The sequence below is a fragment of the Corallococcus llansteffanensis genome (assembly GCF_003612055.1).
GTDB lineage: Bacteria > Myxococcota > Myxococcia > Myxococcales > Myxococcaceae > Corallococcus > Corallococcus llansteffanensis.
Genome location: NZ_RAWB01000203.1, coordinates 1 through 15,587 on the forward strand (window position 1 = coordinate 1; position 15,587 = coordinate 15,587).

General features: G+C 68.0%; 11 protein-coding genes. 6 read left to right on the forward strand and 5 right to left on the reverse strand.

Features of this window, described 5'->3' with window-relative positions; all coding sequences use genetic code 11:
• Positions 1–2,110, reverse strand: a 2,110-nt coding sequence (locus tag D7V93_RS19865; protein WP_504739575.1) for a phosphoinositide-specific phospholipase C-related protein, incomplete at its 3' end; no start/stop codon positions are given.
• Positions 2,111–2,197: 87 nt separating this feature from the next.
• The gene (locus D7V93_RS19870; RefSeq protein WP_120644920.1) at positions 2,198–2,938 is read right to left on the reverse strand and encodes an SDR family oxidoreductase; all 741 of its coding nucleotides are present in this window, start codon (positions 2,936–2,938) and stop codon (positions 2,198–2,200) included.
• 153 nt (positions 2,939–3,091) lie between these two features.
• Between D7V93_RS19870 and D7V93_RS19875 the strand changes: the two genes are divergently transcribed.
• Together D7V93_RS19875 and D7V93_RS19880 are read left to right on the forward strand one after the other, a co-directional pair.
• Positions 3,092–4,021: an AraC family transcriptional regulator gene (locus tag D7V93_RS19875; RefSeq protein WP_120644921.1), complete on the forward strand. Its 930-nt coding sequence runs from the start codon at positions 3,092–3,094 to the stop codon at positions 4,019–4,021.
• Positions 4,022–4,089: 68 nt separating this feature from the next.
• Positions 4,090–4,758 carry a hypothetical protein gene (locus D7V93_RS19880; RefSeq protein WP_120644922.1) on the forward strand — a complete coding sequence of 223 codons (669 nt, stop codon included), beginning with the start codon at positions 4,090–4,092 and terminating at the stop codon, positions 4,756–4,758.
• A 33-nt stretch (positions 4,759–4,791) separates the two neighbouring features.
• On the opposite strand, the gene D7V93_RS19885 is transcribed toward D7V93_RS19880, so the two are convergent.
• On the reverse strand, positions 4,792–5,700 hold the full coding sequence (locus D7V93_RS19885) for an alpha/beta hydrolase family protein (protein ID WP_147451242.1): 909 nt from the start codon (positions 5,698–5,700) through the stop codon (positions 4,792–4,794).
• A gap of 129 nt (positions 5,701–5,829) precedes the next feature.
• Between D7V93_RS19885 and D7V93_RS19890 the strand changes: the two genes are divergently transcribed.
• Both D7V93_RS19890 and D7V93_RS19895 read left to right on the forward strand, forming a co-directional pair.
• Positions 5,830–7,080 (forward strand): MFS transporter, encoded by a 1,251-nt coding sequence (locus D7V93_RS19890; protein ID WP_120644924.1) that lies wholly within the window; start codon positions 5,830–5,832, stop codon positions 7,078–7,080.
• Positions 7,081–7,138: 58 nt separating this feature from the next.
• Positions 7,139–8,254: an NAD(P)H-dependent flavin oxidoreductase gene (locus D7V93_RS19895; protein ID WP_120644925.1), complete on the forward strand. Its 1,116-nt coding sequence runs from the start codon at positions 7,139–7,141 to the stop codon at positions 8,252–8,254.
• Positions 8,255–8,340: 86 nt separating this feature from the next.
• On the opposite strand, the gene D7V93_RS19900 is transcribed toward D7V93_RS19895, so the two are convergent.
• Positions 8,341–9,798, reverse strand: coding sequence for a metallophosphoesterase (locus D7V93_RS19900; RefSeq protein ID WP_244237388.1), 1,458 nt, complete (start codon positions 9,796–9,798; stop codon positions 8,341–8,343).
• A 221-nt stretch (positions 9,799–10,019) separates the two neighbouring features.
• Here D7V93_RS19900 and D7V93_RS19905 point away from each other — a divergent pair, with 221 nt between their 5' ends.
• Both D7V93_RS19905 and D7V93_RS19910 read left to right on the forward strand, forming a co-directional pair.
• Entirely contained in the window at positions 10,020–13,391 is a 3,372-nt protein-coding gene (locus tag D7V93_RS19905) for an Ig-like domain-containing protein (protein WP_120644926.1), read from the forward strand.
• Between the two features lie 14 nt (positions 13,392–13,405).
• Positions 13,406–14,977, forward strand: coding sequence for a hypothetical protein (locus D7V93_RS19910; protein WP_147451243.1), 1,572 nt, complete (start codon positions 13,406–13,408; stop codon positions 14,975–14,977).
• Between the two features lie 62 nt (positions 14,978–15,039).
• Here D7V93_RS19910 and D7V93_RS19915 read toward each other — a convergent pair.
• Positions 15,040–15,587 (reverse strand): RCC1 domain-containing protein (locus tag D7V93_RS19915; RefSeq protein WP_372338328.1); only part of this gene is annotated, 548 nt, incomplete at its 5' end.

Consider the following 15,587-nt stretch of genomic DNA (forward strand, 5'->3'; position numbering starts at 1 on the left):
CCGCGGGGATGCTGTACAATATTTTTGGGCCGGACTGGAAGTACACGGTGTTGCCCGCCACACACGGCGCCGAGGCGATCAACCCGCGGTGGTCGCTCAACCGGGTGGACGTCCCCCCGTTGATGGGCACCCGGCAGAGACATCCGTCGACGTCCGCGAGATAGGCGAACCCCCCTGCAATCACAGGCTGACAGGCGGCCTTGAGGTCCGGGCTGAGCAGGAGGGGCTGGGAGCCGTTCCGGTCGACGCGGAACACGCAGGAGTCATTCGGTTGGCCGGGCAGATCGGCGACCCAGTAGACCTGGTCGCCCGCGAACACCGGGGGGTACTTCGTGGTCACCCCGTAGGTGACCGTGTCAGTGCCGCGGATCCGGGTGCGCCAGATGCGCGTGTCGTCGCCGACGAAGTACGCGTACAGGCCGGAGGCGACCGGCGGCACCACGCTGTACGGCGCCTGGAGGCAGCACTCCCAGTCGGTGCCAGACGTCGAGAACCAGTACAGGCCCGTGCCCAGGCCGCCCGCCCCGAGCGCGAGGACGGACGAGCCCAGGACCGTGGGCGCCGTCCCCGCCAGGAACTCGGCCTCGCCGCCGATGCGCACCTCCGCCGGGGTGCCCGTCAGCGTCGCATACAGGTTGAGGTCCGTCCCCTGGTAGTAGACGACCCCTTCCGAGACCCACGGGGACGCCGCCGTGCAGTAGGTGCCGAGTTGCTGGAAGCCCGTGCCGTCCACGGCGACGCGGCACAGCGGACCTGGCGTTACGACGCCAGCGACCTGCGCCTGGAAGTAGATGTATCCCGCGCTCACGAACGGCGAGGACCCCAGGGTCCACGTCATGCCGCCGGCCGTGAGGGGGATCGCCCTGGCGTCGGTGCCATCCACGAGGCAGGTCCACAGGGCGTTGAGCGAGTCCTGCCAGTAGAGCCGCAGGCCCTCGAGGGAATAGAAGGGCGGCGAAGCAATCCCGTGTCCCTGGGCGAGTGTCACCGGCGGGAGCCTCCGCGTGACGTTGAGGCAGACCAGCGTGTTGCGCCGGGACTGGTAGAACAAGAGCGTATCGGTGCCGTTGTGGCAGACCGTCGGCGCCGAGGCGGGCGCGTCGGGATCCGTGCCGGCGACCCACGTCCGCAGGTCGGTCCCATACAGGGAGGCGCTCATCAGGGCATTGTCCGCCTTGGCGACGAAGTACAGCGTGTCGCCATCCACCACGGGCGCGCACGCCGTCTCGGTGTTGGCCAGGGCGAAGCTGTTGGCGTCCTGGTACTGCGCCAGCACGTACGCGCTGCCGCCGTTGAGCAGCATCGCCGCCCGCACCGTCTCCGCCTCCGAGAAGTCGGTGATGAAGATGTTCATCTGGTCGCGCCACTTCGGGGACAGGAGCCAGCCCTCGACCAGGGGGTTGATGCGACCGGCGATCCCGGCGGGCGACTGCAACTTGCGGGTATCGGGTGTGAGGAGGAGCTGGGCAACCCACGGCCCGGGCTGCCGGCCGAGCTGCATCTCGATGAACTGCTTGATGCGCTGGGGATCTCCGGATGAGTAGGTTGTCTCGTCGTACAACGAGATGATCTTGTTCCAGAGATACGGCTGCCAGGCTGCTGGTTTGTAGCCGGTCTCGATCGTCAGGATGGCCCGCTCGTTGTGGCTGATCAGATCGTCGAGCGTCCGGTCGACGCCCGTGGTGGGACGCCTGGCAAGACAGCTCCCCAGGTTCGACCAGATGATCTGATACAGCGCGTCGTAGGCGGAGTCGTTGAACATCGTCATGTCCGTCAGCTGGAGGATGACGACCTCATGCGGATGCTGGGCGAGGAACGTCCCGACCGAGCTGAAGACCTGCTGGGGCGTGGCCCTCTTGTAGAGGACGTCGAAGAAGCCCCCGCCGTGGTGTGTATAGAGCCCGTCGTCGTACCAGGACCGCTCGAACCGCAGGTCGAAGAACCGCATCCCGTTGTCGAGCTGTTCGGCGATGTTGTCGGACTGGCAGCGCGCCAGGTCACTCACCGGCCCCTGCTTCTGGTACGTGCCGCTGTTGTGCGTGCCGGGAATGACGACCTGGGAGAGCCGCTTCTGCCCGAACTCCGGCACCAGGGCGTAGAGTTCGCCCATCCAATTCCTGAGGCCCACGGAGTCCCCCTTGCGCGGACGCCCGCCCGGGCGCCCCGTCCAAAGCGTAACACCATCCCCCCTCCCCTTTCAGTACGGGCTCGACGTGGGGCGGATGATGATCTCGCTCACGTCCACGTCCGCGGGCTGGCTGATGGCGTAGGCGATGGAGCGGGCGATGGCCTCCGCCGGAATCGCATCCTTGCGGAACTCGCGCATGTACTCACGCGCGCTCGGGTCGCTGATGCTCTCCGCCAGCTCCGACGTCGTGACTCCCGGCGAGATCACCGTGACGCGGATGTCCGCGCCCACCTCCTGGCGCAGCCCTTCCGAAATGGCCATCACCGCGTACTTGGTGGCGCAGTACACCGCCGCCGTCGGGCTCACCGCGTGCCCGCCAATGGACGACAGGTTGATGAACTGCCCCGCCTTCTGACGCTTCATCACCGGCAGCCCCGCCGCGATGCCGTGCAGCACCCCCCGGATGTTCACGTCGATCATCCGGTTCCATTCGTCCACCTTCAGCTCGTCCAGCTTCGACAGCGGCATCACCCCCGCGTTGTTGATGAGCACGTCCAGCCGCCCGAACTCCTTCAGCGTGAAGGCCACGAAGCCCTCCACGTCCTCGCGCTGCGTCACGTCCAACGCCCGGAAGCGCGCCTCGCCGCCCTTGGCGCGCAGGTCGCCCGTCAGCGCCTCCAGACGGTCCGTCCGGCGCGCGCCCAGCACCACCTTCGCGCCCTGTCCGGCGAGCAGGCGGGCCGTCGCCTCGCCAATGCCGCTGCTCGCTCCGGTGATGGCCACCACCTTGCCCTGGATGTTCGTCGTCATCGTCTTGTCCTTGCTCGAAGGCCCGGCGCGAAGGGCGCCGGGGAGGACGTCACCCTCTCAAGAGGCGCGGGGAGGGCGGTATCCGGATGCTCGCGACCTCTTGCCCATTCCTGCACGAGCACCCGCTCCGCGCCGGGGTTAGAACGCACGTGCATGCCGCCCGCCCGCCCCGACTCCGTCCTCAACCCGCACCTGTCCGAGCTGGCGACCCTCCTGGAGCGCCACGCGCCCACGGACGGCCTCCACGCCACCGCCATTCCCCGCGTGGTGCTCATCCGCGCCTCCACGCCCACCACGCCGCTGCATGCCCTGCACGAACCGGCGCTGTGCATCGTGGCGCGGGGCCGCAAGCACGTGCTCCTGGGCGACGAGCTGTATGTCTACGGCCCGGACCAGTGCCTCGTCGCGTCGGTGGACCTGCCCGTCACGGGGCAGGTGGTGGAGGCCTCCCCCGCCGCGCCCTACCTCTGCTTCCGGCTGGACCTGGAGCCCGGGCAGTTGGGCGGCCTGATGATGGAGGCGCAGCTGGAAGCGCCCGGGCCGGTGGACGGGCTCCGGGGGCTGGCCCTGGGTCCGGTGGGCGCGCCGCTGCTGGACGCGACGGCGCGGCTCGTGCGGCTGCTGGACACGCCGCGCGACATCCCCGTGCTCGCGCCGCTCGTCATCCGCGAAATCCTCTACCGCCTGCTGTCCGGTGAGAACTCCGAACGGCTGCGGCGCATCGCCGTCGCGGACAGCCGCCGGGAGTCCGTCACCCGCGCCATCCACTGGCTCAAGGAACACTACGCCGCGCCGCTGCGCATCGAACGGCTGGCGCGCGCCGTCCACATGAGCCCGTCCGCGCTCCACCACCACTTCAAGTCCGTCACGGCGATGAGCCCGCTGCAGTACCAGAAGCGGCTGCGGCTCCAGGAGGCCCGCCGCTTGATGCTGGCGCAGGCCATGGACGCGGCGATGGCCGGCCACTCCGTGGGCTACGAGAGCCCGTCCCAGTTCAGCCGCGAGTACAGCCGGATGTTCGGGGCCCCGCCCTCCCGCGACATCGCGCGCCTGCGGGAGTCCCTGGGCTCCACATCCCGATAACAGCGCCTCACCGCTCACTGCCTCGTGGCTTCCGATGCTAGACACCCTACAGCCTTCAAGGAGGGCTCATGATCGTCAGCGTGCAGGCTGGAATCGGCATCGGGGTGCCGAGAAAAAACAACCTCGAGCTGTTCCTGAGCACCACGGGCCTGGTCACCTGTGTGGGCGTCTTGATCGAGACGGACACCCACGTGTTCCTGGCCCACATCACCCCGCCCAGTGATGAGCACCTGGAAACACGATCCAGAATCGAGAGACGACGGGAAACGCGAGGCTCCCTCATCGCAGGGGTGCTCCGCGAAGCGCTTGAGAGCATGCAGGAACAGGCGGATACCATCATCTGGCGCATGCGCATCAAGCTGTTCGTGCTGGATGAGAGGGCCACGCACGAGCCCCACTTCCAAAACGTCTACGATGAGATGACAAGGCTGGTCTCCAACCGCAACGTGCCGGTGGAGTGGCTGGGTTATGATGCGCTCTACGTGCGCGTGAGGGATGGCGCCTACAAGTCCACCCCACCCCAGAACACCACCCACAAGAACATCTACATGGAGGGCGCCTGGGATGCGGAGTTGAGGGAGATCGAACCTTCCATCAGGAGGGAGTTCGGGTTCGCCACGGACTTCTACGACACGGAGATGGCCCACAAGGAACGCCACATCATCCTGACCAGGACCCCGGCGATCCTGGAGGAGAATGGCGTCACCGGTGCGTGGGTCGTGGATACAACGTATTGAGCCTCCCGACGCCTCCAGGAGCCACCGCGCGGCTCAGCGCTGGCAGTAGCTCGGCATGGTGTTCGGCAGCCCCCCTGCGTAGGGCGACGGGACGGTGCCGAAGGGGTGGGCCTGGAGGAACTGCCAGACCGCCGCGCGCGCGTCCGTGGGGATGGTGTGCCCCTTGCCGTGGTTGCACAGCATGGCGAACTGGGACTTGGACTTCAGGTCGTTGTAGTAGTTCTGGCTCGCCGTCTGGAAGTTGATGACGACCTGATCGGACGGGCCTCCGTGGAAAATCATCGCGGCGAACTTGTTCGACGAATCCTGCGTCGGGATGGTGGAGGTCCTCCCGCCCGAATAGGTCGCCACGCTCGCGATGTATCCAGAGCGGCGGTAGCTCATCTGCGTGGTGTTCAGGCCCCCCGCGCTCATGCCCATGCTGTGGATGTGGCTCACGTTGATGCCGATCTTCTGGATGGCGCAGGCCAGGACCTCGTCGGCCACGCGGAAGTCATCGTCACGGGACGTGGACGAGACATAGAACCAGGGGAAGGTGCCCGCGGCGGGATCGCGCGTCGGCGCCGCGACGATTCCACCCTGGGCCTTGATGGCCTCGATCTGCGTCGTGCCGATGCCCGTGGTGGCCTCCGTCGGCTGGCTGCCCGTGCCGTGCCAGTAGAAGACGAGCGGGCCATCCAGCGTCCTGGCCGCGTCCGACATCCAGATGCGAACCGCGCGGGCCGGGATCCCCGCCGGCCGGAAGGTGAGCGTCCCGTCCTGGAACTCGGGGCAGGGGCCGGTGGGCTGCGGAATGAAGGCGGGAGAGGGCTGGGCCAGACCGGCGCTCGTTTCCGCCAGCGCCTTGGAGGCGGTGTCCTCCGCGCCGCTCCACGGGCCTCCTTCTTCACCGCCACAAGCGGACACGATCACGATAAGAGCGGTGGCAAGAACCCTCTTCATGGCAGACAACCTCCGGGTGAGGCAGCGGTCAATGGGAAGACAGCATTTGGACATCCTTCTCCCGGAAATTCAAGCAATCCAATACAGCCGGAAATAACCAGCCACCCACTGCTCCGTGCGTGAACCTCCATGACCTCCACCGTGGCCGTCCCCCCTGTCGCAACGAGCGCGCTCCGCATCCCTGGATACCGGACCTTCCTCATCACGTTCATGTTGGCGATGATGGCCGACAACATCGAGCACGTGATCAGCTACTGGGTGGCGTTCCAGAAGTTCCACTCGGCGGCGCTGGGTGGGTTCGCGGTGGTGTCCCACTGGCTGCCCTACTTGATGTTCTCGGTGCCGGTGGGCGCGCTCAATGACCGGTTCGATTCCCGGCGCCTCATCCAGGCCGGCATGGTGCTCTTCATCACCGCCTCCCTTGGGTGGGGATACTTCTTCGTCACGGACTCCTTGCAGATGTGGCACGCGATGGTGCTCCTCACGCTCCATGGCTGCGCGGGGGTCCTCTGGGGCACCTCCAGCCAGATGTTGCTCTACGACATCGTGGGTACGGGCTCCCTGGCCAGCGCGGTGCGCCTGAACGCGACCGCCCGCTACCTGGGCGTGCTGGTAGGCCCGGGTGTGGGCAGCATCATCATGCGGACGTTCGGGCCGACCCGGGGCATCTTCGTCAACACGCTGTTCTATCTGCCCCTCGTGTTCTGGCTGGTGGGCGCGCCCTATGGCCGGCACTTTCGCGGGGGGTCGACGGGCCCCAAGCGTGCCGTCCGGGGCTTCGCGGACATCGTCCAGACCATCCGCGACGTGCGAGGGATGCCCGTGGTCGCGCCCATGGTGTTGCTGGCGGGGGCAGCCTCCTTCTTCATCGGCAACAGCTACCAGGCGCAGATGCCGGGCTTCGCCCATGAGCTGGGCCATGGAGACCCGGGCCTGGCCTATACGCTCCTGCTGGGCGCGGATGCGGCCGGGGCGCTGCTCGCGGGCGTCCTGCTCGAGACGCGCGGGACCTGGCTGCCGACGACGGCGGCCTCCGCGTTGAAGATCGCGTTCCTGTGGGGATGCTCGCTCTTCATGTTCTCGTTCATGAGCTGGTATCCGGCGGCGATCGGCGTGCTGTTCGTGGCCGGTTTCCTGGAGCTGTCCTTCAGCAGCATGACCCAGGCGATCGTGCAGCTGAATGCGCCGGACACCATCCGGGGCCGCGTCCTGGGGCTCTTCAGCATGTCGGCCTCCGGCCTGCGGGCGTTCAGCGGGGTGACCGTGGGGCTCCTGGGGAGCGTGACCAACATCCACCTCTCGCTCGGCCTGTCCGCCCTGGCCTTCGTGGGGGTGGCCGGACTGCTGCTGTTCCGCCAACAACCCCAGCCGGCCGCATAGGCCACTTCGTCACGCAGATGGGCAAGCCCGTCGCGGACGTGGCGCTTATCCTGGCTCCATGAGCGAGACCGGGAGCGGGAAGCGGAGCAGCGAGACCGAGGCGGTGCGCCGGCTCGGGGTGCGGTATCCCATCATCCAGGGCCCGTTCGGAGGTGGGCTCTCCACCGCCCGACTGGCGGCGACGGTGTCCAACCTGGGTGGGCTCGGGTCGTATGGCGCCTACACCCTGCCGCCGGATGAAATCCTCCGGCTGACCAAAGAGCTGCGGTCGCTGACGTCGAACCCGTTCGCGCTGAACCTCTGGGTCTCCGACCATGATCCGGGTGGGCTGGACCTGAGCCCCGCGGAGTTCGACCGCGTCTACGCGCTCTTCGAGCCCTACTACCGCGAGCTGGGCGTGGAGAAGCCCGCGCGACCGGAGCGGTACGCCTGGCGGTTCGAGGAGCAGGTGGACGCGCTCCTGGAGGCGCGGCCGCCGGTGTTCAGCTTCGTGTTCGGCGTTCCTTCGGCGAGCATCCTCGCGGAGTGCCGCAAGCGCGGCATCGCCACCATCGGCGCGGCGACGTCCCTCGCGGAGGCGCAGGCGCTCGACAGCGCGGGCGTGGACCTCATCGTGGCGACGGGGTTCGAGGCGGGAGGCCACAGGCCGTCCTTCCTCGCGCGGGCGGAGGACTCGCTCATGGGGGCCTTCGCGCTCACCCAGCTCGTCGCGGACCGGGTGAAGGCGCCCGTCATCTCCGCCGGGGGTATCGGTGACGGGCGAGGCATCCGCGCGGCCCTCACGCTGGGCGCCCAGGCCGGGCAGCTCGGCACCGCGTTCCTCGCGTGCGAGGAGTCCGGGGCCACGCCCGAGCACCGCGCCGCCCTCTTCAGTCAAAAGGCCCAGCACACGGCGCTGACGCGAGCCTTCTCCGGCCGGCTGGCGCGCGGCCTGCGCAACCGCTGGAGCGACGAGATGGGGCCGCGCGCCGCGGAGCTGCCGCCCTTCCCCATCCAGGGCTGGTTCGCGTCGAAGCTGAGGCCCGCCGCCATGAAGGCGGGACGCACGGACCTCATCTCCCTGTGGAGCGGGCAGATCGCGCCCAACCTGCGCCACCGGACGGCGACGGACCTGATGGCCTCGCTGGTGCGCGAGTTGGAGTCCCCCGGGGAAACGCAGCCGCGCGGAGGGTGACTCAAAAGGCGTCCGCTGCCACAGGAGCTCCGCGCAGCCCTCGGAATGAGGCTGCGCGGAGAGGGTGGGACGCTACGGAGGTCGGGTCAGCGAACCCAGGACACGTTGCTGATGGTGAACTTCGAGCCGTCCGCCTTCTCCGCGTTCGTGTAGGGCGAGTACACGCGCGTGGAGAAGGTGTTGGCGGCGGTGTCCACCTCGATGAGCCGCGTCGGGTTCGTCGACGCGTCATGGTAGGTCGTGAGGAGCTGGTAGATCTTGTTGCCCTGGTCGCCGGTGACCTCGCTGTAGGCCGCGCTGCCCACGTGGCCGGAGAAGATGAACTTCACGTTGGGATACAGCTTGAGCGCGTTGTTGAACACGTACTGCGGGCTGTTGTTGCCGTAGCCGCCGTTGCCCTGCTCGATGCCGCCGCTGCTCGTCTGGTGCGAGTGGGTGATGACGATGACATTGTGACGCGGATGCGCCGCAATGACGGTCTTGGCCCAGTCCACCGCGCCCGTGCGCGCCCACAGCTCCAGGTTGAGCACGAGCCAGTTCAGGCCCCCCGCGGTAAACGTGTGATAGGCATTGTCGCACTTGCCCGTCTCGTACACGCCCGCCAGCGCCTGGAAGCGCGACACCGGGAAGTAGGTGTTGAACGTGGTGGTGTTGCGAAGGTTGGCATTGACGTTGCCGGGGCAGGCGCTGCCCCCGGGACAGGTGGCCGCCGAGTCATGGTTGCCAATGGCCAACGCGTAGGGAATCCTGGCGTCATCCAGCTTCTTGAGGGCGTTGCTGGCCCGCACGTACTGGATGTGGTCAGGCGTGTCCCAGTTCATCATGTCGCCCGTCTGCGTCACGAAACGCAGGTCGAGCGCGGACCGGTTGTCGACGAGCCACTGCATGCGGTGGTCGATGAGGGTCGAGTTGCTGACCACCTCGTTCTGCGTGTCCGGGATGACGACGAAGGTGAACTTCGTGTCCACGGGCGCCGGAGTGGTGGGCGCGGCGTAGAGCTTGATGCCCTCGTCGACCCAGCCGGCGGCGCTGAGGCTGCTGCGCTCGGCCGCGGTGATGGCGAAGCGGTGCTTGCGCAGCGTCGTGTTGGAGTAGCGGTACACGGGGACGAGGCACGGGTCCGCCGTCTTCGAGGCGTAGAAGCCGACGCCCTCGTCGGTGGTGTACCCGCCCGTGCTGACGAGGTCCTGCTTCTCCGTCGCATCGAGGGTCCAGAAGTGCTCGCCGCGGCTGGGGCTGTAGATGCGGTAGACGGGGGACAGGCCAGTCCCCGTGATGGTGGCGGCCTTGAAGGCCACGCCCCGGTCATCGGTGTAGCCATACGTCGTGGCGGCGTTGGCCGCCTCGTTGGCGTTGTGCGTGTAGAGGCTGTCGCCCGTGCTCGCCTTGATGCGGTGATACACGGGGGCGCTCAGGGCGGCGCAGTCCAGCGCGGACTCGGCCGACGCCAGCCCAGACGTCTCGGGCATCTCCGCCGGGGCGCCGCCGCAGGCGGAGAGCGCGGCCGCCAGTGTCAGGGATGCAATGATTCTCAGGTGCCTCAAGGTGTCTCCTCGCAAGGTGTCTCGGCTTGGAGCCGCCAGGGATTTGGCGGCTTTGGCCGATTTAGCCGGTTAAGGCGGTATTTCCATGGCGCGGATACCATTGAGACTGTGGTCCCGGAAGACCCACCTCTCCAAGTGCTCGCTTTTCAATACTTTCTCATCGAAACACCTTTTTCCCCATTCCTCCGACAATCGAACTTTCTCTTGGAGGGGGAAGTCCGATGCGGTTCATGCAGTGGATGCTGGGCGGGCTCGTATGCGTGCTCGCGGGGTGTGAAGCCACGCAGGTGGAGACGCCGGAGGCACCCGAAACACCCGGTGTGGAGGCCCGGACCCGGGCCGAGCGGCTGGCCGAAGCGCGTGGCTTCGACCTGGGGGAAGCGACGCTCGTGGAGGCGCCTGGCGGCAAGGGGGACCGGCACCGGCTGCACCTCCAGGGCGTGCCCGTGCTGGGCCTGGAGGCCCGGACGGCGCACGGCGAGACGCACTTCACCAACGTCCGCCTCGCCCCCGGCGTGCGCGTGGAGACGAAGCCCCAGCTGACGCAGGAGCAGGCGGTGAGCGCGGTCCTGGCGGAGCTGAAGGACCCTTCCGCGAAGCTCACGGGGGCCCGGCTCATGCTCCTGCCCCACGAGGAGCACCGGCGGAAGCCAGACGCCCCCGCCTCCGCGCGTCCCAACGCCGCGCACTTCGAACGGGTCGTGACGGGGATGACGCTCATCTACCGGCTGGAGCTGTCCACCGGCGAGGGCGGGCCCGACTCCGCCCACACCTGGATGGCCCAGGTGGACGCCCGCTCCGGAAAGGTGCTGCGGCTGGACCCGCTCGCGCTCGACGCGGACGACTTCCGGACCGTCACCGGCCGCGGCTACTTCAACGGCACCCGCACCTTCCTCACGCTCTTCAACGCCGCCGACGGCACCTACGACCTCCAGGACACGCACAAGAACCAGTACCTGGCGACCTTCTCCCAGGGAGGCAAGGCCTCTTTCTACACCCCCTACTACAGCGAGGACGCCTCCTTCGGTGACGGACTCAAGTTCCTCGCCAGCTCGCAGCCGGACAGCGTGAACGGCGAGACGGCGGCGGTGGACGCGTTCCATGCCGTCAACACGACCTGGACCGTCTTCGACGCCATCCTCCAGCGCAACGGACCCAGCGGGATTGGCAGGCCGCTCAGCGTGAACCTCCACTACCCGATGTACGGCGCGCAGTACCACCCCGACCGCACCAAGCCCCGGCTCCAGGTGGGTTACAGCGGCGTCATCGCTCTCCCGAACCTGCGGCGCATCCCGATGGCGACCACCGACATCGTCGGCCATGAACTCGGTCATGACTTCTTCGGCACGGCGGTCTGGGAGGATCCGGCGGACACGGACCTGAGCTACTCGGAGATGGCCGCGATGAACGAGGCCACCGGAGACATCATCGGCTTCCTCGCCGAGCTCACCCGCGACGCCATGCGGGCCGGGGGCCTGCCGTCCGCCATCGACCAGATGACGCCCCAGCCCTCCCACTTCAACATGGGAGAAGAGACGGGGACCGTCGCCCGCAACATCCGCTCTCCCGTCCATTACGAGTGGTACGACAAACTCAGGCTGGAGGGCCCGCATGCCGCGGCCGGCCCCATCACCCGCATGTTCGTGCTGCTCGCGTACGGCTGTCAGCCCATGCCCGCCTCGGGCCCCTACACGGAGCAGCACTGTCCCCTGGTTCCGCAGGGCTTCAGTGGCATTGGCCCCGTGAAGGCGGCGCGCATCTGGGCGAGCACCGTGGAGGCCCTCCCGGATGGCGGCGACTTCCACCTGGCTCGCGAGCTGGCGCTCGAGGCAGCACGAATCGTGGACCCCCTCCACATGGGTTCCCACAAGAAGGTGGTGGCCTCCGCCTTCGCGGCCGTGGGCGTGGGCGACCCGCCGGACCTCACGCCTCCCACGACCACCCTCACCTGTCATCAGGTGGACCTGGACATCGAGTGCACCGGGACCGTCTCGGACCCGCTGTATCCCGAGCAGTTCAACAAGCCTCCCCAGATCGTGGTGGATGGCACGGGGGTCTACACGTTGCCGGGCTGGCAGTTCACGCAGCGCATCTCCGGCACCTCGCTCGCCTCCGGCAACCACTCCCTCCAGCTGCGCGCCTGGGATTGGTGGGACAACCTGGCCACCCGCACCGTCACCGTGAACCTGGACAAGACGGGTCCCCAGGCCACGCTGACCCGCTTCGGCCCGCCCAAGCAGCCGCTGCTCAGCGTCCTGGCCACCGACCCCTCCGGCATCCTCCAGGTCGAGTTCCTCAAGGGCGCCCAGTTGATGGACACGCTGTTCGCGTCGCCCTACGACAAGACCTTCGACACCTCGACCTGGACCGACGGCACCCACCCCATGGTCGCCAGGGTGTACGACGAATACGGCAACGTCACCGTCCTCAACCACGCCCTGCTCGTCGACAACACCCGCCCGGTGATGACGTTGACCGTGGGCACCAGTGGCCCCCCCTTCAACCTCAGCGCGACGGCCACGGATGCCTCCGCGCTGGTGCGTGCCGACTTCAAGGTGGACGGGCTCATCTTCGCCACCCGCAGCACCGGCTCGCCCTACCAGGCGTCGTACTCGCCGTCAGACCCGCTGGTCCACACCCTCAGCGTGGAGGTGACGGACGCCTTCGGCAACAAGGCCACTGCCACGCAGACCGCGCCCCAGGACCGGATTGCTCCCGCGGTGACCTTCAGCGCCCAGCAGGGCTTCACGGGCACCATGACGCTCACCGTGGGCACCTCCGACAGCTGCGGCATCCTGTACCCGTATGCCCTGTATGTGGATGGCATTCTGGTGGGCCAGCCCACCACGCCCGGCTACGTGGTGCTCCTGGCCAGCAGCGCGGTGTCCGTCGGCGTGCACGCCTTCCACGCCGTCGTCTCCGACAACTGCGGCAACACCACCCAGTACGCGACCACGTTCACCAAGGTCTACACCCCGCCCGCCATCTCCGCCGTCACCCGCGACGACAGCCAACCCAAGCAGCCGAAGTTCACCGTGCAGTGCAATGACACGGAAGGCGTGCACCACGTCGAGATGCGGGAGAACGGCGCCGTGCTGCAGACGGACAACACCCCTCCCTACCAGTTCGCCGTCGACACCTCCGCGCGGGCGGACGGGAACTACACCGTGCTGTTCCAGTGCTTCGACATCTACGGCGCCTGGAGTGCACCGGAGACGCGCCCGGTGATCGCGGACAACACGCCCCCCGCCATCCAGTTCTTCAGCGTCTACGGCAGCGGTCACACGTACCAGGTCTCCGCCAATGCCGTCAGCGACCCGCGGGGGGTGAAGAGCGTCGTCCTGCAGGGAGGTCTGTTCTTGCCTCCCAACTTCAGGGCCACGCTGACGCAGGGCCCCTGGTTCTACAACTTCTTCTTCGACACGAGCATCAGCCTCGATACCCAGTTCATGTTCGGAATCATGGCCACGGACCTGTGGGGCAATGAGCGGACGGAGATCTACCTCTGCCACCTGGATACGGAAACCACCCAGAACGCGTATCTGCCGTGCGTCCTCAACCAGACCTATCTCCAGGGCCTCAACTTCTATTGAAACAGGGAATCTCAATGACAAGAACCTCGAATGTGGCGCGAGCGCTGTGGCTCTCGCTGTTGTGTCTGGCGGGCTGCGCGCCCACGGGCGCAGAGGACAGCGCGCCCCCTGCCGGTGCGGAGGAGGCCGGGCTGAGCTACGCCTCCGCGGGCACGGACCTCTTCCGTCCGCGGGTGCTGCTGTTCGTCTACGAACCTTCCTATTCAGGCACGCCCCTTCACACGCTGAAGGGCTGGAGTGATCCAAAGCCGCTGACCAACGCGCTGCGCTCGGGGCTGCGCTCCAGCTCGCACTTCACCGTGGACTACCAGGTCGTGGAAGTGAAGGTCATCACGGACCGGCTGCCGTGGTTCGAGAACGGCACGCGCTACACGCCCACCCGGTTGTTGAGCATCATCAACGAGCCGGACCCCTTGAAGCGCGACCAGTTGCGCGGGTGCACCACGCCCGGGACGGAGAGCACCTGTCCCCGCTTCGACTACGTGGCGTTCGCCAACGAGTTCAACCTCAAGGCCCGCATGGAGGCCAACGAACTGGATGAGGTCTGGGTGATGGCGCCCCCGTGGGTGCAGCTGTACGAGTCCCGCATGCTGGGCAGCAATGCCTACTGGTGCAACGCCCCTCCGGAGCCGCGCGTGGCCAGCTTCCGCAACTTCGTGGTGATGGGCTACAACTACGAGCGGGGCGTCGCCGAGGCGCTGCACTCGTACGGGCATCGCTCCGAGTCCATCCTCGACCGCGCGTACCGGGGACAGCCCGCCGGCCACCTTTGGGACAAGTTCAACGACCTGCACCGCGACAAGCCGAACCTCGCGGGCGTGGGCTACGTGCACCACCCGCCCAACGCGGCGCCGGGGACGAACTATGACTATGGCAACACCACGTTCGTGCCCTCCAGCGCGGACGCCTGGCTGCGCAATCCGCTGGTGAACCCCGACTCCGTGGCCCGGCGGAGCCTGAGCTGCACCGAGTGGGGCTGCACGGAGGAGGGCTTCCTGAAGTGGTGGTTCAACCACATGCCCTACGGCCAGAAGAACGCGCCCAACTGGTGGCGCCACCTGGTGCACCTGGATGACACCGAGGCCCCCGCCCAGCCGAGCGCCTGCGGCGCCAACACGACCCTGTCCTCCTGCGACGCGGCCGGATGCGCCTGGTACGCCTGCTCCAACTCCTGCTGGCCCCCGGGCACGGACATCCAGGTCGCATGCCCGGCCGACTCCTGGTGTGGCCAGAACACCAGCGTGTCCTCCTGCAACACGGCCGGATGCGCCTGGTACGCCTGCTCCAACTCCTGCTGGTCTTCCGGGACGCCGCTGGGCGTGGCGTGTGGGCCGTGCGCGCTCCAGACGTCGCAGGCCTCGTGTCAGCAGTACGGGTCCTCCTGCGGCTGGTACGCCTGCACGAACACCTGCTGGCCCCGAGGCACCCCGAACGCGACCGCGTGCGCCCCCTGCCGGAGCTACACGGACGTGGCCACCTGCGATGCGCACCAGGCCTCCTGTGCCTGGTACGCGTGCACGCCGGGCGCCAACAAGTGCTGGCAGCGCGGCACCGCCCTGTCCACCGCGTGCCCGTCCACCTATTGAGCCGGGAGCCCTCCACCGACCCGCGGCTTCCTGGGTGAAGCCGCGGGCCTGCGTGGATGGGTTTACGGCAGGGGGACCCGCGCCGGGCTGAGCCGGTACCGGGCGAAGCCGTCCCCGAGCTGTCCCCGGCCGTTGTTGCCCCAGGCCGACACCGTGCCATCCAGGTGCAGCGCCAGCGAGTGATCATCCCCGCCAGCGAGCGCCGCCACGTCACTCAGGGTCGACACCGGGCCGGGGAGGAGCCGGGTGGTCCGCGTGCCGTCCCCGAGCTGGCCCTCGTTGTTCCGGCCCCAGGCCCAGACGGTGCCGTCCGAGCGCAGCGCCAGCCCGGGGCTGCGGCTCGGGCCGAGCGCCGTCACCGCCCCCAGGCCCACCGCCTGCACGGGCGTGGAGCGCGAGGTCGTGGTGCCGTCCCCGAGCTGCCCGTCGAAGTTGTCCCCCCAGCCCCAGACGGTGCCGTCGGAGCGGAGCACCCGCGAGAAGTCGTCCCCGGCGGCGATGGCCGTCACCCCGCTGAGCTCCAGCACCTGTACGGGCGAGGCATGGCTGATGGCCGGGCCCGCGCCGGAGTAGTGGTCCGCGCCCCACGCCCAGACGGTGCCGTCGGAGC

Bases quoted from the DNA above. Each gene is read 5' to 3' on its own strand.
- D7V93_RS19870 (WP_120644920.1), bottom strand. From the start codon at position 2,938: ATGACGACGAACATCCAGGGCAAGGTGGTGGCCATCACCGGAGCGAGC.
- D7V93_RS19875 (WP_120644921.1), top strand. From the start codon at position 3,092: ATGCCGCCCGCCCGCCCCGACTCCGTCCTCAACCCGCACCTGTCCGAG.
- D7V93_RS19880 (WP_120644922.1), top strand. From the start codon at position 4,090: ATGATCGTCAGCGTGCAGGCTGGAATCGGCATCGGGGTGCCGAGAAAA.
- D7V93_RS19885 (WP_147451242.1), bottom strand. From the start codon at position 5,700: ATGAAGAGGGTTCTTGCCACCGCTCTTATCGTGATCGTGTCCGCTTGT.
- D7V93_RS19890 (WP_120644924.1), top strand. From the start codon at position 5,830: ATGACCTCCACCGTGGCCGTCCCCCCTGTCGCAACGAGCGCGCTCCGC.
- D7V93_RS19895 (WP_120644925.1), top strand. From the start codon at position 7,139: ATGAGCGAGACCGGGAGCGGGAAGCGGAGCAGCGAGACCGAGGCGGTG.
- D7V93_RS19905 (WP_120644926.1), top strand. From the start codon at position 10,020: ATGCGGTTCATGCAGTGGATGCTGGGCGGGCTCGTATGCGTGCTCGCG.
- D7V93_RS19910 (WP_147451243.1), top strand. From the start codon at position 13,406: ATGACAAGAACCTCGAATGTGGCGCGAGCGCTGTGGCTCTCGCTGTTG.